The sequence below is a fragment of the Variovorax sp. 278MFTsu5.1 genome (assembly GCF_048305045.1).
GTDB classification, from domain to species: domain Bacteria; phylum Pseudomonadota; class Gammaproteobacteria; order Burkholderiales; family Burkholderiaceae_C; genus Variovorax; species Variovorax guangxiensis.
Window position 1 is genome coordinate 3,245,348 of sequence record NZ_CP157622.1, and the last position, 17,356, is coordinate 3,262,703.

At 67.1% G+C, this 17,356-nt stretch carries 18 protein-coding genes; 13 read left to right on the forward strand and 5 right to left on the reverse strand.

Going from position 1 to position 17,356, the window contains the following annotated elements; genetic code table 11:
- Positions 1-212 precede the first annotated feature (212 nt).
- The gene (locus ABL844_RS15140; protein WP_126019377.1) at positions 213-767 is read left to right on the forward strand and encodes an NADPH-dependent FMN reductase; all 555 of its coding nucleotides are present in this window, start codon (positions 213-215) and stop codon (positions 765-767) included.
- A 70-nt stretch (positions 768-837) separates the two neighbouring features.
- On the opposite strand, the gene ABL844_RS15145 is transcribed toward ABL844_RS15140, so the two are convergent.
- Complete coding sequence (locus ABL844_RS15145) at positions 838-1,485, reverse strand: FMN-dependent NADH-azoreductase (RefSeq protein WP_184638217.1); 648 nt, start codon at positions 1,483-1,485, stop codon at positions 838-840.
- A 136-nt stretch (positions 1,486-1,621) separates the two neighbouring features.
- Between ABL844_RS15145 and ABL844_RS15150 the strand changes: the two genes are divergently transcribed.
- From ABL844_RS15150 to ABL844_RS15185, 8 genes are all read left to right on the forward strand, one after another.
- Positions 1,622-2,536 (forward strand): LysR family transcriptional regulator, encoded by a 915-nt coding sequence (locus tag ABL844_RS15150; RefSeq protein WP_126019381.1) that lies wholly within the window; start codon positions 1,622-1,624, stop codon positions 2,534-2,536.
- 131 nt (positions 2,537-2,667) lie between these two features.
- Positions 2,668-3,309 (forward strand): peroxiredoxin, encoded by a 642-nt coding sequence (locus ABL844_RS15155; RefSeq protein WP_126019383.1) that lies wholly within the window; start codon positions 2,668-2,670, stop codon positions 3,307-3,309.
- Between the two features lie 24 nt (positions 3,310-3,333).
- On the forward strand, positions 3,334-3,909 hold the full coding sequence (locus tag ABL844_RS15160; RefSeq protein ID WP_184638215.1) for an RBBP9/YdeN family alpha/beta hydrolase: 576 nt from the start codon (positions 3,334-3,336) through the stop codon (positions 3,907-3,909).
- Entirely contained in the window at positions 3,906-4,922 is a 1,017-nt protein-coding gene (locus ABL844_RS15165; protein WP_418125701.1) for a sulfate ABC transporter substrate-binding protein, read from the forward strand. The genes ABL844_RS15160 and ABL844_RS15165 overlap by 4 nt, the downstream gene beginning before the upstream one ends.
- A complete protein-coding gene (gene cysT / locus ABL844_RS15170; RefSeq protein ID WP_126019390.1) occupies positions 4,923-5,810 on the forward strand; it encodes a sulfate ABC transporter permease subunit CysT in 888 nt (295 codons plus the stop codon).
- Position 5,811: 1 nt separating this feature from the next.
- Positions 5,812-6,714, forward strand: a complete 903-nt coding sequence (cysW, locus tag ABL844_RS15175) for a sulfate ABC transporter permease subunit CysW (protein WP_418131789.1) — start codon at positions 5,812-5,814, stop codon at positions 6,712-6,714.
- Between the two features lie 21 nt (positions 6,715-6,735).
- Positions 6,736-7,833, forward strand: a complete 1,098-nt coding sequence (locus tag ABL844_RS15180; protein WP_126019394.1) for a sulfate/molybdate ABC transporter ATP-binding protein — start codon at positions 6,736-6,738, stop codon at positions 7,831-7,833.
- On the forward strand, positions 7,830-8,333 hold the full coding sequence (locus ABL844_RS15185) for a disulfide bond formation protein B (protein WP_126019397.1): 504 nt from the start codon (positions 7,830-7,832) through the stop codon (positions 8,331-8,333). The genes ABL844_RS15180 and ABL844_RS15185 overlap by 4 nt, the downstream gene beginning before the upstream one ends.
- A 74-nt stretch (positions 8,334-8,407) precedes the next feature.
- On the opposite strand, the gene ABL844_RS15190 is transcribed toward ABL844_RS15185, so the two are convergent.
- Positions 8,408-8,758 (reverse strand): hypothetical protein, encoded by a 351-nt coding sequence (locus ABL844_RS15190; RefSeq protein ID WP_418131790.1) that lies wholly within the window; start codon positions 8,756-8,758, stop codon positions 8,408-8,410.
- A gap of 364 nt (positions 8,759-9,122) precedes the next feature.
- Here ABL844_RS15190 and macA point away from each other — a divergent pair, with 364 nt between their 5' ends.
- The 3 genes from macA to ABL844_RS15205 are packed head-to-tail and all read left to right on the forward strand — an operon-like array spanning position 9,123 to position 13,673.
- On the forward strand, positions 9,123-10,289 hold the full coding sequence (gene macA, locus ABL844_RS15195) for a macrolide transporter subunit MacA (RefSeq protein ID WP_418120298.1): 1,167 nt from the start codon (positions 9,123-9,125) through the stop codon (positions 10,287-10,289).
- Positions 10,286-12,283 (forward strand): macrolide ABC transporter ATP-binding protein/permease MacB, encoded by a 1,998-nt coding sequence (gene macB / locus ABL844_RS15200; protein WP_184638199.1) that lies wholly within the window; start codon positions 10,286-10,288, stop codon positions 12,281-12,283. Before macA ends, macB begins: the two co-directional genes overlap by 4 nt.
- A complete protein-coding gene (locus ABL844_RS15205) occupies positions 12,276-13,673 on the forward strand; it encodes an efflux transporter outer membrane subunit (protein ID WP_418131791.1) in 1,398 nt (465 codons plus the stop codon). The genes macB and ABL844_RS15205 overlap by 8 nt, the downstream gene beginning before the upstream one ends.
- Positions 13,674-13,802: 129 nt before the next feature.
- On the opposite strand, the gene ABL844_RS15210 is transcribed toward ABL844_RS15205, so the two are convergent.
- Genes ABL844_RS15210 through ABL844_RS15220 form a run of 3 tightly spaced genes read right to left on the reverse strand, consistent with a single transcriptional unit; the run spans position 13,803 to position 16,474 of the window.
- Positions 13,803-14,579 (reverse strand): glycosyltransferase family 2 protein, encoded by a 777-nt coding sequence (locus tag ABL844_RS15210; RefSeq protein ID WP_184638195.1) that lies wholly within the window; start codon positions 14,577-14,579, stop codon positions 13,803-13,805.
- Positions 14,546-15,343: a lysophospholipid acyltransferase family protein gene (locus ABL844_RS15215; RefSeq protein ID WP_126019414.1), complete on the reverse strand. Its 798-nt coding sequence runs from the start codon at positions 15,341-15,343 to the stop codon at positions 14,546-14,548. Before ABL844_RS15215 ends, ABL844_RS15210 begins: the two co-directional genes overlap by 34 nt.
- A gap of 48 nt (positions 15,344-15,391) precedes the next feature.
- A complete protein-coding gene (locus ABL844_RS15220; RefSeq protein WP_240650476.1) occupies positions 15,392-16,474 on the reverse strand; it encodes a Rid family hydrolase in 1,083 nt (360 codons plus the stop codon).
- 126 nt (positions 16,475-16,600) lie between these two features.
- Here ABL844_RS15220 and ABL844_RS15225 point away from each other — a divergent pair, with 126 nt between their 5' ends.
- Positions 16,601-17,326, forward strand: a complete 726-nt coding sequence (locus tag ABL844_RS15225) for a YebC/PmpR family DNA-binding transcriptional regulator (protein WP_126019416.1) — start codon at positions 16,601-16,603, stop codon at positions 17,324-17,326.
- The last annotated feature ends 30 nt before the right edge of the window (positions 17,327-17,356 follow it).

Below are 17,356 nucleotides of genomic sequence, written 5' to 3' on the forward strand. Positions count from 1 at the left end.
GAACACGCGCGGGCGGTCCGGCACATGATGCGCGATGGCATCGCCCGGCAGGCCTGGGCGCAGGGCAGGTTCGACATGCCCCGAGCGCATCGATCGCGAGGCAGCGATCGGGTGCCACGGTGTAAATGCATGAACTTTTCCGGATAAGGTCTTGGGCGCTTCGCATAATCGCGTTCGTCATTTCCGACCCCCTCATCAAAGGAGCTTCACCCATGGCACAGACCCGCATCGCCGTCATAGTCGGCAGCCTGCGCAAGGATTCGTTCAACCACAAGCTGGCCCTCGCGCTGGCGCAGCTCGCGCCCTCGGACTTCACCTTCGAAAGCCTGCGCATCGACGACCTGCCGCTGTACAACCAGGACGACGACGCCAACCAAGCCGCTTCGGTGAAGCGCCTGAAGACCGAGATCGCGGCGGCCGACGGCCTGCTGTTCGTCACGCCCGAGTACAACCGCTCCATTCCCGGCGTGCTGAAGAACGCCATCGACCACGCCTCGCGCCCCTACGGCCAGAGCGCCTGGGCGGGCAAGCCGGCCGGGGTGGTCGGCATCTCGGTCGGCGCCATCGGCACCGCGCTGGCGCAGCAGCACCTGCGCAACATCCTGGCCTACCTCGACGTGCCCACGCTTGGCGCCCCCGAAGTGTTCCTGCAGGCCAAGGACGACCTGTTCGACGACAAGGGCCACATCGGCAACGAGGGCTCGAAGAAGTTCCTGCAGGGCTGGATGGACAAGTACGTGGCCTGGGTGAAGAGCCACTCGGCCTGAGATTCCGCGCAGGCCGGAACGAAAAAACCGCCCATCGGGCGGTTTTTTCATGGTGCGAGGCTGAACGTGCTCAGGCAGCCTGCGCGACGCTCTTCTGGTTCGCGGCTTCTGCCGTCGCCACCAGGATGTCAGCGCGGGCAGCCGCCAGGGCGCTGTTACGGGCTTCGTCGCCCATCGCCACGCCCTCGGCGCGCACGATGCGCACGTCGGTGATGCCGAAGAAGCCGAAGACTGCCTTGAGGTAGCTCTCCTGGTGTTCCATGGCCTGGCCGCCTTCGCTGGTCGAGTAGACGCCGCCGCGGCTGGAGGCCACGATGATGGTCTTGCCGCCGGCCAGGCCCACGGGGCCCTTGTCGGTGTACTTGAAGGTGCGGCCGACCTGACCGAGGCGGTCGATCCACGCCTTGAGCTGCGTCGGGATCGAGAAGTTGTAGAACGGCGTGCCGATGACGACCACGTCCGAGGCCAGGAACTGGCTCACGAGCTTTTCGGACAGGGCGTTTTCACGCGCCTGGGCTTCGGTGGGCTGGGCCTGCACGCCGACCTTGATGCCCAGCGCGTCGGCGCTGAAGTGCGGAGGGGCGTCGACAGCCAGGTCGAGGTACTCCACGGTGGTGTCGGGGTGGGCGGCGCGCCATGCGGTCACGATCTCGGCCGAGAGCAGGCGCGAAGTCGAGTTGGTGCCGAGGATGCTGGAGTCGATGTGGAGCAGCTTCATTTCAATCGATCACTTTCTGTGTTGGCTGTCGGCACTCAAAATCGGCCGGCGATGGCGTAATTCTATTTTTGGGTCGAGTTGCCGATAAGTAGCCAAAAATTGCATAGATCGTCCTGATTGCAGGACAATGGCCGCCATGCAGGACCTCAACGACATGGTTTTCTTCGCCGAAGTGGCCGAGCGCGGCGGCTTCGCGGCCGCCAGCCGGGCCTTGGGCATTCCCAAGTCGCGGCTCTCGCGGCGGGTGGCGGAGCTGGAAGAGCGCCTCGGCGTGCAGCTGATGCAGCGCAGCACCCGGCGGCTGTCGCTCACGCCGGCCGGCGAGATCTACCTGCGGCACGCTTCCGCGATGCGCGACGCGGCGCAGGCGGCGGCCGAGGCGGTGGCGCAGGTGCAGACCGAGCCCAGCGGGCTGGTGCGGCTGAGTTGCCCGGTCACCATCGCGCACAGCGGGCTGGCGCAGCTGATGCCGGTGTTCATGGAGCGCTACCCCGCGGTGCGCATCGACATGAAGGTGATCAACCGGCCGGTGGACCTGATCGAGGAGGGCATCGACATCGCGCTGCGCGTGCGGCCGGCCATCGAGGACAGCACGGTGCTGGTGGCCAAGACCTTCGGCTACAGCCGAGGCGTGCTGGTGGCGAGCCCGGGGCTGCTGGCGCGACACGGGCCGGTGCAGACGGTGGCCGACCTGGGGAAGCTGCCCACGGCGGCCATGTCGGTCAACGGGGAGGGGCGCAGCGACTGGCGGCTGGAAGGCCCGAACGGCGAGAGCCTCGTCCATTCGCACACGCCCCTCTATGTGGCCGACGACCTCGCCACGCTGCAGTTCGGCGCGCTGGGCGGCATCGGCGCGACCATGCTGCCCGACTACATGTGCCGTGCCGACGTGGAAGCCGGCCGTCTGGTACGGCTGCTGCCGGGCTGGGGGCCGCCGCCGGTGGTGGCGCACATGGTGTTTCCGGCGCGGCGGGCGCTGGTGCCGGCGGTGCGCAAGCTGATCGATTTCCTGATGGAACACCTGCAGAGCGCAGACATGCGGATGTTCTAGCGCCCGGCCGATCTGGGGCCGGGTTGCCCTCGTTATGCGGAAAACGTCATATCCAAACAAGCAGATATTCGTTTGGCATTGAAGCAAGGGTTCGCACAATCCGGGACTCCCATCCCCATCCAGGAGCGATCATGGCTACTCTGCGTCTAGGCGACACCGCCCCCAATTTCACCCAGGATTCCAGCGAAGGCCCCATCGACTTCTACCAGTGGGCCGGCGATTCGTGGGTCGTGTTCTTCTCGCACCCCGCCGACTTCACGCCCGTGTGCACCACCGAACTCGGCAAGACCGCGGCGCTGTCGGGCGAATTCGCCAAGCGCGGCGTGAAGCCCATCGCGCTGAGCGTGGACCCGGCCACCAGGCACAAGGAGTGGATCGGGGACATCAACGACACGCAGAACACCACGGTCAACTTCCCCATCATCGCGGACGCAGACCGTAAGGTGGCCGACCTGTACGACCTGATCCACCCGAACGCCTCGGCCACGGCCACCGTGCGCAGCGTGTTCATCATCGACCCGAAGAAGATCGTCCGCACGACCATCACCTACCCGGCGTCCACCGGCCGCAACTTCGACGAGATCCTGCGCGTGATCGACTCGCTGCAGCTCACCGACAGCCACAAGGTCGCCACGCCGGTGAACTGGAAGGACGGCGACGACGTGGTCATCATCCCGGCCATTCAAGACCCGGCCGAGCTCGCCGAGCGCTTCCCCAAGGGCTTCAAGGCCGTGCGCCCGTACCTGCGCATCACGCCGCAGCCGAACAAGTAAGCAAGCGGGCAGGGCAGCTCGGTCATGCAGACTCGTGTTGTCATCGTGCCTGGTTGGCGCGACTCCGGGCCCGGCCATTGGCAGAGCCTGTGGGAAGAGCGCATTCCGGGCGCAGCGCGCGTGGTGCAGGACGACTGGGCCTCGCCCAAGCGCGAAGCCTGGGTGAGCACACTGGCCAGGCTGGTGCTCGACAGCCCCGGCCCGGTGGTGATCGCCGCGCACAGCCTGGGCTGCATCGCCACGGCGCACCTGCCGCCCGAGGCGGCCGCGCGCATCCGCGGCGCGCTGCTGGTGGCGCCGGCCGACCCCGAGCGCCGCGCCGTGTTGTCCGATTTCGCACCCGTGCCTTATGCCGCGCTGCCGTACCGCAGCATCGTGGTGGCCAGCAGCAACGACCCGTACTGTCCGATCCGCCTGGCAGGCGCATATTCGCGCGCCTGGGGCAGCGAATTCGTCCGGATGCAGAATGCGGGCCACATCAACATCGATTCGGGGCACGGGGACTGGCCGCTGGGCCTTGCCTTGCTCCAGTCGCTGACCGACGAGCCCGCCGCATGGTCGGCGGGCCGTGAATTTTCAGAGAACCTCGCAACCACATGACTTCCAGAATCAAGACCTTCGTCGCCGTGCTCGCGCTGGCGTCCTCCGCACTCGCCGGCAGCACCGCCTTCGCACAGGGCACCTCGCTGCTGAACGCCTCCTACGACGTGGCGCGCGAGTTCTACAAGGACTACAACGCGGCCTTCGTGGCGCACTACAAGAAGGCCACCGGCAAGGACGTGAAGATCGACCAGTCGCACGGCGGCTCCAGCGCGCAGGCCCGCGCGGTGGCCGACGGCCTCGACGCCGACGTGGTGACGATGAACACCTCCACCGACATCGACTTCCTCGCCAACGCCGGTGTGGTCGCGAAGGACTGGAACAAGAAATTCCCCGAGAACGCATCGCCGACCACGTCGACCATGCTGTTCCTGGTGCGCAACGGCAACCCCAAGGGCATCAAGGACTGGGACGACCTGGTCAAGCCCGGCGTGCAGGTTGTGATCGTCAACCCCAAGACCGGCGGCAACGGCCGCTACGCCTACCTGGCCGCCTGGGGCTACATCAAGAAGAAGGGCGGCACCGATGCCCAGGCCGCCGAGTTCGTCGGCAAGCTGTTCAAGAACGTGCCGGTGCTGGCACGCGGCGGGCGCGACGCGACCACCGCCTTCCTGCAGCGCAACATCGGCGACGCGCTGATCACCTTCGAATCGGAAGTGGTCTCCATCGACCGCGAATTCGGCACCGGCAAGGTCGACTCGGTCTATCCGTCGATCAGCATCGTGGCCGAGAACCCGGTGGCCGTGGTCGAGCGCACCGTCAACAAGAAGGGCACCGGCGAGCTCGCCAAGGCCTACCTCGACTGGCTGTATTCCGAAGAAGCGCAGGAAATCGCCGCCAAGCACGCGCTGCGCCCGCGCTCGCAGACGGTGCTCAAGAAGTACGCCGCGACCTTCAAGCCGCTGCAGCTCTTCACGGTGCAGGAACTCTTCGGCAGCCTCGGCGAAGCGCAGAAGGTGCACTTCAACGACGGCGGCCAGTTCGACAAGCTGTACACGCCCGGCGCGAAGTAAATGAGCGGCGCTGTGACTTCGGCGCTCCCGTCGGCGGGAGCGCCTTTTTCTCGTGCCAACCGGGCAGGCGGCGCCAAGCGCGTGCTGCCCGGTTTCCACATCACGCTGGGCTTTTCGATTCTTTATCTGAGCCTGATCGTGCTGATCCCGCTGTCGGCGCTGGTCTTCAAGACCTTCACGCTGAGCTGGGAGCAGTTCTGGGTGGCCGTGACCGCGCCGCGCGTGATGGCTTCCTACCGGCTGACCTTCGGCGCATCGCTGCTGGCCGCCATCGTGAACGCGGTATTCGGCCTGCTGGTGGCCTGGGTGCTGGTGCGCTACAAGTTTCCGGGCAAGCGCATCGTCGACGCGCTGGTCGATCTGCCTTTCGCGCTGCCCACGGCCGTGGCCGGCATTTCGCTGACCGCGCTGCTCGCGGGCAACGGCTGGATCGGCCAGCTGCTGGAGCCGCACGGCATCAAGCTGGCCTTCACGCCGGCGGGCGTGGTGATCGCGCTGATCTTCATCGGGCTGCCCTTCGTGGTGCGCACGGTGCAGCCGGTGCTGGAAGACGCCGAGAAGGAACTGGAAGAAGCCGCCACCTCGCTGGGCGCGACGCGTCTGCAGACCTTCACCAAGGTGATCTTCCCGTCGATCGCGCCTGCGCTGCTGACGGGCTTTGCCATGGCCTTCGCCCGCGCCATCGGCGAGTACGGCTCGGTGATCTTCATCGCCGGCAACATGCCGATGATCTCGGAGATCACGCCGCTCATCATCATCGGCAAGCTGGAGCAGTACGACTACGCGGGCGCCACCGCAGTCGCGCTGGTGATGCTCGTCATTTCCTTCGTGCTGCTGCTGGTCATCAACGGCCTGCAGGCATGGCAGCGCCGTCGCGGAGGGGCCTGACATGAGCGCACCAACCAAAGTCGTTCGCCGTGCTCAGGCCGGCACCACCGAAGCCGCCTGGGTGCGCTGGCTGCTGATCGGCCTCGCGCTCGGGTTCATGTTCCTGTTCCTCGTGCTGCCGCTGGCCGCCGTGGCGACCGAAGCGCTGCGCAAGGGCGTCACCGCCTACCTCGACGCACTTAGGGAACCCGATGCCTGGAGCGCCATCCGCCTCACGCTGATCACGGCCGCCATCGCGGTGCCGATGAACCTAGTGTTCGGCGTGGCCGGCGCCTGGGCCATCGCCAAGTTCGAGTTCCGCGGCAAGGCGCTGCTGACCACGCTGGTCGACCTGCCGTTCGCGGTGTCGCCGGTGGTGGCGGGCCTGATCTACGTGCTGGTGTTCGGCGCACAGGGCTGGCTGGGCCCGTGGCTGGCCGAGCACGACATCAAGATCATCTTCGCGGTACCTGGCATCGTGCTGGCGACCGTGTTCGTGACCTTCCCGTTCATCGCGCGCGAGCTCGTGCCGCTGATGCAGGCGCAAGGCACCGACGAGGAGCAGGCCGCCATCGTGCTCGGCGCGACCGGCTGGCAGACCTTCTGGCGCGTGACGCTGCCCAACATCAAGTGGGGCCTGCTGTACGGCGTCATTTTGTGCAACGCGCGCGCCATGGGCGAGTTCGGCGCGGTGTCGGTGGTGTCTGGCCACATCCGCGGCCAGACCAACACCATGCCGCTGCACGTGGAAGTGCTCTACAACGAATACCAGTCGGTGGCCGCCTTTGCCGTGGCTTCGCTGCTGGCGATCCTGGCGCTGGTCACGCTGGTGATCAAGTCGGTGATCGAATGGCGCCACGAGCGCGAGATGAAGGCCATTGCCGAGCTGCCCCCGGAACGCCCCCCTGAAGCCACCGCGGCCTGAGAGAGTGAGAGAGAAGAAATCATGAGCATCGAAATCCGCAACATCAGCAAGCAGTTCGGCGACTTCCGCGCGCTGCGCGACGTGAGCCTCGACGTCGATTCGGGCGAACTGGTCGCGCTGCTCGGCCCCTCGGGCTGCGGCAAGACCACGCTGCTGCGCATCATCGCGGGGCTGGAGACGGCCGACACCGGCAGCATTCTTTTCTCGGGCGAGGACACCACCGACGTGCACGTGCGCGAGCGGCAGGTGGGCTTCGTGTTCCAGCATTACGCGCTGTTCCGCCACATGACGGTGTTCGAGAACGTGGCCTTCGGCCTGCGCGTGAAGCCGCGCAAGGAGCGCCCGAGCGACGCGCAGATCAGGCAGAAGGTGACAGACCTGCTCAAGCTGGTGCAACTCGACTGGCTGGCCGACCGCTATCCCTCGCAGCTCTCCGGCGGCCAGCGCCAGCGCATCGCGCTGGCCCGCGCGCTGGCGGTGGAGCCCAAGGTGCTTCTGCTCGACGAACCCTTCGGCGCGCTCGACGCCAAGGTGCGCAAGGAACTGCGCCGCTGGCTGCGCCGGCTGCACGACGAGCTGCATGTCACCTCCATCTTCGTCACGCACGACCAGGAAGAGGCGCTCGAGGTAGCCGACCGCGTGGTGGTCATCAACAAGGGCCAGATCGAACAGGTCGGCTCGCCGCAGGAAGTGTGGGACCAGCCCGCCAGCCCCTTCGTCTACGGCTTCCTCGGCGACGTGAACCTGTTCCACGGCCGTGCCGACAACGGCGCGGTGCAGCTCGACGGCATGCGCCTCGAGTCTCCCGAACACAGCGGCGCGCGCGACGCCAAGGCGCGTGCTTATGTGCGCCCGCATGACATCGACGTGACACCCTACGTGAACGGCGCCTCGGGCATCGTCGCCACGCTGTCGCGCGCGATCGTCGTCGGACCCATTGCGCGGTTGGAACTTGAGCCCACGGAATCGAATCCAGATAATCCGGGCTCCGGAACCATCATCGAAGCGCAACTCCCTGCGCAACAGTTCCGCGATCTGGGCTTGAAGGAGGGCGACACGGTCGTCGCCAATCCGCGCAAGGCCAGAGTGTTCGTAGAAGAAGATTGGGTATCTCCTTGATCGATTGGTACTTCGGCGCGCCGCGCCGCGCGTTCGGGCTGATCTGCCTGGCCTGTGTCCTGATGCTGGCCTTCGGGCTCTACCTGCAGCACGTGGTCGGGCTCGAACCCTGTCCCATGTGCATCGTGCAGCGCTACGCGCTGGTGCTGGTGGCGCTGTTCACCGGACTGGCCGGCGTGTTCCGCAACGTGGGCCTGCGTGTGGTGAGCGGCGTGCTGGCGCTGCTGGCCGCTTTCGGCGGCGCCTACACGGCGGCCTCGCAGAGCTGGCTGCAGTGGTATCCGCCCGAAGTCGTCACCTGCGGGCGCGACCTCTACGGGATGATCGAGACCTTCCCGCTGAAGCGCGCTCTGCCGATGATCTTCCGCGGCGGCGGCGACTGCTCGAAGGTCGACTGGTCGCTCTTCGGCCTGACGCTGGCGAACTGGTCGTTCATCGCGTTCGTGGTTCTCTCGCTGATGCTGATCACGCTGCTGGTTCGCTCGCGTCGCGCGCGCTGAGACGGTCGCGCAAAGAAAACGCCGCCCGACGGGCGGCGTTTTTGCATTCTCGAAGAGAGCGAGGCGGATTCGCCTCAGTTGAACCAGCCCTGGCCCGAGAAGCCGCAAGCCATTTCTTCCAGCAGGCTGCGCCAGTACCAGCGGGCCGAGCAGCTGTTGACCATCGCGGTGTTCATGGGCTGAGCCGTTTCGGTCTTGGCGGCAGGTGCGACGAAGCTCAGCAAGTCCTGCTGGACCGAAACCTCTTCCACCTTCGTCTTCGAAGCGGGCGCGCCGACGCTGGCGATGACGCCCGTCGTCTGCAGCATGTCGCTGTCCTGCGGGGTATGTGCCGCGCCCGCAATACCGCTGAAAGCCAGCAGCGTCGCAATTGCACCGGCCAGGGCTGCATTGCGCAGCAGCGTGTTCGACTGTTTGAATTTCATGGTCGTTTCCCTTAATTGAATACGTCGGAAAAGTGATGCCCCGGCCGCGAAAAAAGATATTCGCGGGCCCATTGGCATCTGCTGTGGCGGGCGGCTTTCAGTGCACTGCCCAATTGCCAATGTAGGAGGGGAATTCGCGTGCATACAGTGCCTAAAGTCACGATCCGGCCGGGGTGTAAGCCGCAGGGCGTTCCCTTGTAAGAGGATGGTGTCAATGCACTGCGCAGGTCTTTAAAAGTCCTTCAGCAAACGCGGCTAGGATCGTGCGACAACCGTGGAGCTTCTCCGGAACTTCCTTTCCGGCGCCGAATTCTTCTTGAAGGAAAGCGGCCCGCCCCGGAGCCTTTCATCCATTTCCTTCCGCATGCCCAATAACCCACCCCGGCGATCGCGCAAATACCTGATCGGCATTGCCGTTTTCATCGTGCTGGTCGTCATCGCCTCTTCATGGCTGCGGCCGGCGAAAAAAAGCGAATACCTCACCGCCACGGTGCAGCGCACCGATCTCGAGAACGCGGTGCTCGCCACCGGCGTGCTGCAGGCGCTCAAGCAGGTGGAGGTGGGCGCTCAGGTGAGCGGCCAGCTCAAGTCGCTGAAGGTGGTGCTCGGGCAGACGGTGAAGAAGGGCGACTGGCTCGCCGAGATCGACCCCGTCATCTCGCAGAACACCCTGGCGCAGGAGCAGGCCAGGCTCGACAACCTGCAGGCGCAGAAGCTCGCGAAGGAAGTGCGCGTCAGGCAGGCGCAGCTCACCTGGACCCGGCAGCAGGAAATGCTCGCGCAGGACGCCGCCGCCAGGCAGGACATGGAGAGCGCCGACGCTGAACTGCGTGCGCTGCGTGCAGACGCGGTGTCGCTCGAGGCGCAGATCCGCCAGCAGAAGCTGGCCGTCGCCTCGGCGCAGCAGAACCTCTCTTACACGCGCATCGTCGCGCCCATCGACGGCGACGTCGTCTCCATCAACACGCTCGAAGGCCAGACCGTGGTCGCCGCTTTCCAGGTGCCCACGCTGATGAAGCTGGCCGACCTGTCGACCATGACCGTGAAGGCGCAGGTGTCGGAAGCCGACGTGGTGCGCGTGAAGCCGGGGCAGCCGGTGTACTTCACCATCCTCGGCGACCCCGACAAGCGCTATCACGGCACGCTGCGCGCGGTGCAGCCTTCGCCGGAGAAGATCAACAACGCCGTGTTCTTCAACGCGCTGTTCGACGTGCCCAACCCCGACCGCACGCTGCGCGTGGACATGACGGCGCAGGTCGCCATCCTGCTGGGCGAAGCGAAACAGGCGCTGACGGTGCCGTTGACCGCACTGGGCGCGCGCGACAAGGACGGCCGCCAGGAGGTGCGCGTGCTCAAGCCCGACCAGACCGTGGAGACGCGCAAGGTGCGCGTCGGCATCTCCAACAACTTCCAGGCGCAGGTGCTCGAAGGCCTGAAGGAGGGCGACAGCGTCATCACCGGCGACGCCTCGGCGGTACCCGAGCGCGGCGAGACCGCCGACAACGGCGGCGGACGAGGCAAGCCTCAATGACGCAGCCGCTGCTCAGCCTGCGCGGCATCGGCCGCAGCTTTCCCTCGGGCGAGCAGGAAGTGCAGGTGCTGAAGGACGTGAACCTCGACGTCGGCAGCGGCGAAATGCTGGCCATCGTCGGCGCCTCGGGTTCGGGCAAGTCGACGCTGATGAACATCCTGGGCTGCCTCGACCGGCCGAGCACGGGCTCCTACACCGTCTCCGGCCAGGACGTGGGGGCGCTCGACAGCGACGCGCTGGCCGAACTGCGGCGCGAGCACTTCGGCTTCATCTTCCAGCGCTACCACCTGATGCAGCACCTGACGGCCACCGGCAACGTCGAGGTGCCCGCGGTGTACGCCGGCACCGACGGCCAGGCGCGCGACTCGCGTGCGCGCCAGCTGCTCGCGCGGCTCGGGCTGGGCGACCGCACCGAGCACCGGCCCAGCCAGCTGTCGGGCGGCCAGCAGCAGCGCGTGAGCATCGCGCGCGCGCTCATGAATGGCGGGCAGGTGATCCTGGCGGACGAGCCGACCGGTGCGCTCGACAGCCGCAGCGGCCAGGAGGTGATCGGCATCCTGCGCGAGCTGCATGCCCAGGGCCACACGATCATCATCGTGACGCACGACATGCAGGTGGCGAGCTGCACCGAACGCATCATCGAGATCGCCGATGGCGTGATCGTGGGCGACAGGCCGAACGTGCCGAGTGTGCCGACCGTGGCGGCCCCGGCGCAGGAGGCTTCGCAGGCCGAAGGCGACCCTTCGGCTGCGATGACGAAGCCCGGGCTGGGCATCGCCCGCTTCAACACCGGCTGGGCCCGCTTCGCCGAAGCCTTCCGCATGGCCTGGCGCTCGATGATGGCGCACCGCATGCGCACGGCGCTCACCATGCTGGGCATCGTCATCGGCATCACTTCGGTGGTGTCGATCGTGGCGATAGGAGAGGGCGCCAAGCGCTACGTGCTGTCGGACATCCGCGCCATCGGCACCAACACGCTCGACGTGTACCCGGGCCGCGACTTCGGCGACGACAAGGCGTCGAGCATCCGCACGCTGATACCTCCCGACCTCGACGCCATCGCGGCGCAGCCCTACGTTCACAGCGTGACGCCCGTGACCTCGCGCAGCCTGCGGCTGCGCTACCGCAGCGTGGACATCAACGGCACGGTCAACGGCGTGAGCGACAGTTTCTTCCGCGTGCGCGACATGCAGATGGCCAGCGGCGCGGCCTTCACCGCCTCCGACGTGCGCCACCAGTCGCAGGTGGTTGTTATCGACCAGAACACGCGGCGCAAGCTGTTTCCCGACGGAACCGAACCGGTGGGCAAGATCATCCTCGTGGGCAGCCTGCCATGCACGGTGATCGGCGTGGCGCAGGAGAAGAAGACGGTGTTCGGCGACGGCAACAAGTCGCTCAACCTCTGGCTGCCCTACAGCACGGGCGCGAGCCGGCTCTTCGGGCAGCAGCACTTCGACAACATCACGGTGCGCATCCGCGACGACCAGCCGACCAAGGCAGCCGAGGACAGCATCGTCAAGCTGCTCACGCTGCGCCACGGCACCAAGGATTTCTTCACCTTCAACATGGACAGCATCGTCAAGACGGCGGAACGCACCAGCCAGTCGCTGACGCTGCTGCTGTCGCTCATCGCGGTGATCTCGCTGGTGGTGGGCGGCATCGGCGTGATGAACATCATGCTGGTGTCGGTGACCGAGCGCACGCGCGAGATCGGCATCCGCATGGCCGTGGGCGCGCGCCAGAGCGACGTGCTGCAGCAGTTCCTGACCGAGGCGGTGCTGGTGTGCCTGGTGGGCGGCCTGATCGGCGTGACGCTCTCGTACGGCATCAGCTTCCTGTTCTCGCTTCTCGTCAAGCAATGGCAGATGATCTTTTCAATCGGCGCCGTGGTTTCGGCGTTTCTCTGTGCATCGCTGATAGGCGTGCTGTTCGGCTACTTGCCGGCGCGCAACGCGGCGCGGCTGGACCCCATCGAGGCGCTGGCTCGTGAGTAAGGCGCATGTTCTTTCACTGGCCTCGGTGGCCATCGCGGTGCTCGCCCTGGGCGGCTGCACACTGTTCCAGCCGGAGCAGCGCGCCCAGCGGCCGTTCGACATTCCGCCGCGCTGGCAGCAGTCGGCTTCGCCCGCGACCACCGGGGCCGCGGTGGCGCTGTCCGCCCACTGGTGGACGGCCTTCGATGATCCGCAGCTCGACCGGCTGATCGACAACGCACTGCGCACCAACAACAACCTGGCGGTGGCCGGCATCCGCGTGCAGCGCGCGCAACTGCAAGCCGGGCTCGCGAACACGAATCTCACGCCGGGCGTGATCGGGCAGGCCAGCACCAGCCGCAGCTACGACCTCAAGCGCGGCGGCGTGGCCGGCTCGGCGTCGAACTCGTCGGTGGCGCTGAGCTACGAACTCGACCTGTGGGGCCGGCTCTCGGCGCTGCGTAGCGCCGCCGATTGGGAGCTGAAGGCCACCGAGTCCGACCGGCAGGCGACTGCGCTGTCATTGATCGGCACCGTGGCGGGGCTCTATTGGCAGACCGGCTACCTGAACCAGCGCATTGCGCTGAGCGAGGCGGGCATGGAAGACGGCCGGCGCATCCTCGCGCTGGCGCGGGTCAAATACGCGGCGGGCGCGGTGTCGGGGCTGGACGTGGCGCAGGCTGGCCAGAACCTCGCGACGCAGGAAGCCGCCCACACTCAACTGCTGCAGCAGCGCGTGGAGGCACGCAACGCGCTGGCGATCCTGTTCGACCAGCCACCTGAGCCGATGGCTGCCGAGCCCGCGCAGCTGCCCGACATCGCATTGCCCTCCATCGATGCCGGCGTGCCCGCGAGCCTGCTGGGCCGCCGCCCCGACCTGCGCGCCGCCGAGCAGCGCCTGCGCAGTGCGCTGGCAAACGTAGACGCTACGCGCACCGGCTTCTATCCCACGCTGAGCCTGACGGGCACGCTGGGCACGTCAAGCACCGCGCTCGGCGAACTGCTGAAGAACCCCGTCGGCACGCTGGGCGCGGGGCTGTCGCTGCCGTTCCTGCAATGGAATACCGCGCGGCTGACGGTGGCCGTGTCGCAGACGCAGTACGAAGAGGCGGTGGTGGGCTTCAGGCAGTCGCTGTACACGGCGCTGTCGGAGGTCGAGAACGCGTTGTCGTCACGCACGCAGCTGCGTGCCGAAAGCGAGAGCCTGGTGCTGGCGCTGCAGGAGGCACAGCGCGCCGAGCGCCTGTCGGAAGTGCGCTACCGCGCGGGGGCGACCGCGCTGCAGCCGGTGCTCGACGCGAAGGACAGGCGCCGCGCGGCCGAGGTGTCGCTGGCGCAGAACCGGCTGAACCAGCTCAACGCGACGATGACGCTCTACAAGGCGCTGGGCGGGGCGGCAGTGGCTTCGTAGCGCATTTGCTCCCTCTCCCTCTGGGAGAGGGTTGGGGTGAGGGCATCGGCCTCCAAGTCGAGGCCGCGCTTCATCGGCTGCACAGTGCCCTCACCCTGACCCTCTCCCAGAGGGAGAGGGAAGAAGACATCAGTCCTGGAACGGCGGCTTCTTCGCCAGCTTGCGCAGCAGCAGCAGGGGCAGGCGCAGCACGAACTCGACCATAAGCCGCGTGTGCATCCAGGTGAGCAGCACGTTGTCGCGGCCATAGCGGAAGTGCGAGACGCCGCCTTCCTCGGCCGTCAGGTATTTCACCGGCGCGTCGATGTTGACCGGCTTCACGCCGCGCCAGGCCAGTCGCACGACGGCCTCGGTGTCGAAGTCGAAGCGGCGCATCCAGGGCTGGCGCGCCATCACCGCGATCAGGTCGGCCACCGGATACACGCGAAAGCCGTAGAGCGAGTCGCCGACGCCCGCGAACAGCGTTTCGAGCTGCGTCCACCCGTTCGACACGCGCCGGCCGCGCACGCGCAGCAGCGGCGCGCTGGCGTCGAACACCGGGCGGCCGAGCACCATGGTTTCGGGGCGAGCCAGCGAGGCTTGCATGAAGGCGGGGATCAGGTCGGCCGGATGCTGGCCGTCGGAGTCCATCGTCAGCGCGTGGGTGAAGCCGGCTTCCTTCGCGGCGCGCAGGCCGTGCAGCACGGCGGAGCCCTTGCCCTGGTTCTGCGGCAGCACCCACACGCGCAGGCCCGGGTCGCCCTCGGCCATCTGCTGCAGGCGCTCGCCGGTGCCGTCGTCGCTGCCGTCGACCACCACCCACACCGGGTTCCATTGCGCGCGCGCGGCGGCGACTGTGGAGAACAGGCGCTCGCCGGTGTTGTAGCTGGGAATCAGGACAAGGTGTGTGCGCGAGGCGTCTGGCATTCGGGGGACGCGTCGGTGGCGCGCTGCTCCATGTTTTGTCGGAAGTATTGTTCGAGCTCGGCCTGCAGCACGTCGCTGTCCTGCGTGGGCGCGAAGCGCTTGCCCAGCCGCAGCCTGAAGACGATGGGCAGCGGCGGCACGCGCCACAGCGGCCAGCCCTTGGCGAGGTAGGGCGAGTCGGTGTCGATGAACACCGTCTGGATCGGCGCCTGCGCCAGCTTGGCGATCAGCGTGGTGCCCGGGCGGAACGGGTTGAGCGGCGGCGTCACCGTGCGGGTGCCCTCGGGGAAGATCACCAGCTGGCCGCCGTTGCGCAGGTCGTTCACTGCCAGCCGCACCATGGTGCGCGCCGACTTGTTGCTGATGTAGCGCGCCAACCGGGCGCCCGCGCCCAGGAAGATGTTGCCCATCAGGTCGGCCTTCATGATGCAGGCGCTGCGCGGCAGCCGCGCCACCAGCAGCAGCGCGTCGAGCATGGTCGGGTGGTTGGCCACGAAGATCACGCCGGGCTCCTTGCTCATCGGGTCGAGGCAGCTGGCGTCGATGCGCATCATGCCGGTCACCGAGGCCAGCCACCAGAACATGCGGTAGGCGAAGGCGATGGTCATGCGGCCCAGGGCACGGGCGGGCGCCGCCGGCATCACCGGATGGATGAGCATGGCGAAGATGTTCCAGACCAGCGAAATCAGGCCGAGAAACAGCAGCAGCGCATAGAGCATCACCGCGAGCGGAATCGACGTGAGAAATCTCAGCACGCGGTTCATTGAATCGGTCAATCGGACGGAAGGACGGAACGGCCGGGCAACAGCCGGTCAGGCCCGCAGCTGCCCCGCGGCGACGGCGTGGGCCTCGATCTCGACCAGCAGGTCGCTGCGGCAGATGTCCGCCTCGAGATATACGGCGTGGCGAGCCATCGGCGCGTCGGCGCCCAGCGCTTCCTCGATGACGGCGCGCACCGTGGCGGTGTCGGAAGGGTGCCGCACGTAGACCACGCAGTCGAGCCCGGCCAGCGAGAAGGTCGCGCTGCAGCGCTCGTTCGCGGCTGTGATGACGGCCTGCAGGTTACGCAAGGTCTCGCGCGTCTGCTCTTGCACGTCGCCATGGTGCACGGTCTCGTGGCCGACGATGCTCGCGGTGCCGGAGATGAAGAGGGCGAGGTTGCCGTCGCCGGTGTCAGCCAGCGCGGCGCGGGAGAAGGTCGGAGAGCGGGGGCCGTAGGTTTCGGGATAGCGGTAGGCCGAAACCTGCCGCGGATTCTCGACCGGCAGCGGCGCCTGCTGGCCGGCCAGGAAGCGGATCGACAGCGCACCCTGGTGGATGCCCAGCGCGCAGGCGGCCGGCGCGCCTTCGAAGGCTGCGCGGCCGGCTTCGAGGAAAGCTTCCTGGCGGCCCAGGTTGAACTGGCGGTAGCGCTCCAGGCCGCCGCCGTCGGCGTTGATCTGCGGCAGGTAGTTCCAGATGCGCTGCAGGTGCGGCGTGCCGGCCTGGTCCAGCGTCTTGAAAAGATCGCGGTAGGCGCGGTGCGCGAGTTCGGCCAGGCCCTGCTTCTCGGCGGATTCGTCGAGGTCGATGGCGCCGAGCAGCCAGTGGCCGTCGGTGCGCCAGCGCGCGATGCCGGTGGTGCCCGACTTGATCTGCGCACCGCCCGCGTGCCACACGTCGGCCATGGCGCCGCTGTCGGAGAGCACGCGCGCGTTGACCGTCGGCATCCAGGCCACGCCGTGCGGCGTGCCGTAGCCGAGCGCGGCGAAGGGGGCCTTGCCGTCGGTCGCCAGCGCCAGGCTGGCCGGCAGCGACAGGCGCTCGACGCGCAGATGGGTCTCGTGGCGCTGCGGCAAGGTGGCGTGCGACGGGGTGTCGGGATTCCCGGGCCCGACGGAAGGCGATGGCGTCATCGAACAATTATCACCAAAAGCATTGACCCGAATTCCGGCCTCCAGGGCCGGCGTTGTGTGCGCCGGACAGTAAACTCGGGGCTGCTCGGATTGACACAGAAACACAGGACAGCGAGATAGAAAGCCATGGCCGGACATAGCAAGTGGGCGAATATTCAGCACCGGAAGGGCCGCCAGGACGAGAAGCGGGGCAAGCTCTGGACCCGCGCGATCCGCGAAATCACGGTGGCCGCCCGCGCCGGCGGCGCCGATCTGGGCGCCAACCCCCGGCTGCGGCTGGCGGTTGAAAAGGCCAAGGCCGTCAACCTGCCCATCGACACCATCAAGCGCAACATCGACAAGGCCACGGGCAACCTCGAAGGCGTCAATTACGAAGAAATTCGTTACGAAGGGTACGGCATCGGCGGCGCGGCAATCATCGTCGACACCATGACCGACAACCGCGTGCGCACCGTGGCCGAGGTGCGCCACGCCTTCTCCAAGCACGGCGGCAACATGGGCACCGAAGGCTCGGTGGCCTTCCAGTTCAAGCACTGCGGCCAGATCATCTTCGCGCCCGGCACCAGCGAGGACAAGGTGATGGAAGCGGCCCTCGAGGCGGGCGCGGAAGACGTCGTCACCGACGACGACGGCGCCATCGAGGTGATCACCTCCGTAGCCGAATTCGAGGCGGTGAAGAACGCGCTCGAAGCCGCCGGCCTGAAGCCCGACGCCGCCGAAGTCACCATGCGCGCCGAGAACACGGTCGAAGTGACCGGCGAGGACGCCGCAAGAATGCAGAAGCTGCTCGACGTGCTCGAGGACCTGGACGATGTGCAGGACGTCTATCACAACGCCTCGCTGTCCGAGTGAGCTGCCGTCGTCGAATGAATGTTTGTTGAA

Coding starts and splice junctions, on each gene's coding strand:
- cysT (WP_126019390.1), top strand. CDS start 4,923: ATGAGCGGCGCTGTGACTTCGGCGCTCCCGTCGGCGGGAGCGCCTTTT.
- ABL844_RS15225 (WP_126019416.1), top strand. CDS start 16,601: ATGGCCGGACATAGCAAGTGGGCGAATATTCAGCACCGGAAGGGCCGC.
- macB (WP_184638199.1), top strand. CDS start 10,286: ATGACGCAGCCGCTGCTCAGCCTGCGCGGCATCGGCCGCAGCTTTCCC.
- ABL844_RS15210 (WP_184638195.1), bottom strand. CDS start 14,579: ATGCCAGACGCCTCGCGCACACACCTTGTCCTGATTCCCAGCTACAAC.
- ABL844_RS15145 (WP_184638217.1), bottom strand. CDS start 1,485: ATGAAGCTGCTCCACATCGACTCCAGCATCCTCGGCACCAACTCGACT.
- ABL844_RS15190 (WP_418131790.1), bottom strand. CDS start 8,758: ATGAAATTCAAACAGTCGAACACGCTGCTGCGCAATGCAGCCCTGGCC.
- ABL844_RS15180 (WP_126019394.1), top strand. CDS start 6,736: ATGAGCATCGAAATCCGCAACATCAGCAAGCAGTTCGGCGACTTCCGC.
- ABL844_RS15160 (WP_184638215.1), top strand. CDS start 3,334: ATGCAGACTCGTGTTGTCATCGTGCCTGGTTGGCGCGACTCCGGGCCC.
- ABL844_RS15140 (WP_126019377.1), top strand. CDS start 213: ATGGCACAGACCCGCATCGCCGTCATAGTCGGCAGCCTGCGCAAGGAT.
- cysW (WP_418131789.1), top strand. CDS start 5,812: ATGAGCGCACCAACCAAAGTCGTTCGCCGTGCTCAGGCCGGCACCACC.
- ABL844_RS15215 (WP_126019414.1), bottom strand. CDS start 15,343: ATGAACCGCGTGCTGAGATTTCTCACGTCGATTCCGCTCGCGGTGATG.
- ABL844_RS15165 (WP_418125701.1), top strand. CDS start 3,906: ATGACTTCCAGAATCAAGACCTTCGTCGCCGTGCTCGCGCTGGCGTCC.
- ABL844_RS15150 (WP_126019381.1), top strand. CDS start 1,622: ATGCAGGACCTCAACGACATGGTTTTCTTCGCCGAAGTGGCCGAGCGC.
- ABL844_RS15220 (WP_240650476.1), bottom strand. CDS start 16,474: ATGACGCCATCGCCTTCCGTCGGGCCCGGGAATCCCGACACCCCGTCG.
- ABL844_RS15155 (WP_126019383.1), top strand. CDS start 2,668: ATGGCTACTCTGCGTCTAGGCGACACCGCCCCCAATTTCACCCAGGAT.
- macA (WP_418120298.1), top strand. CDS start 9,123: ATGCCCAATAACCCACCCCGGCGATCGCGCAAATACCTGATCGGCATT.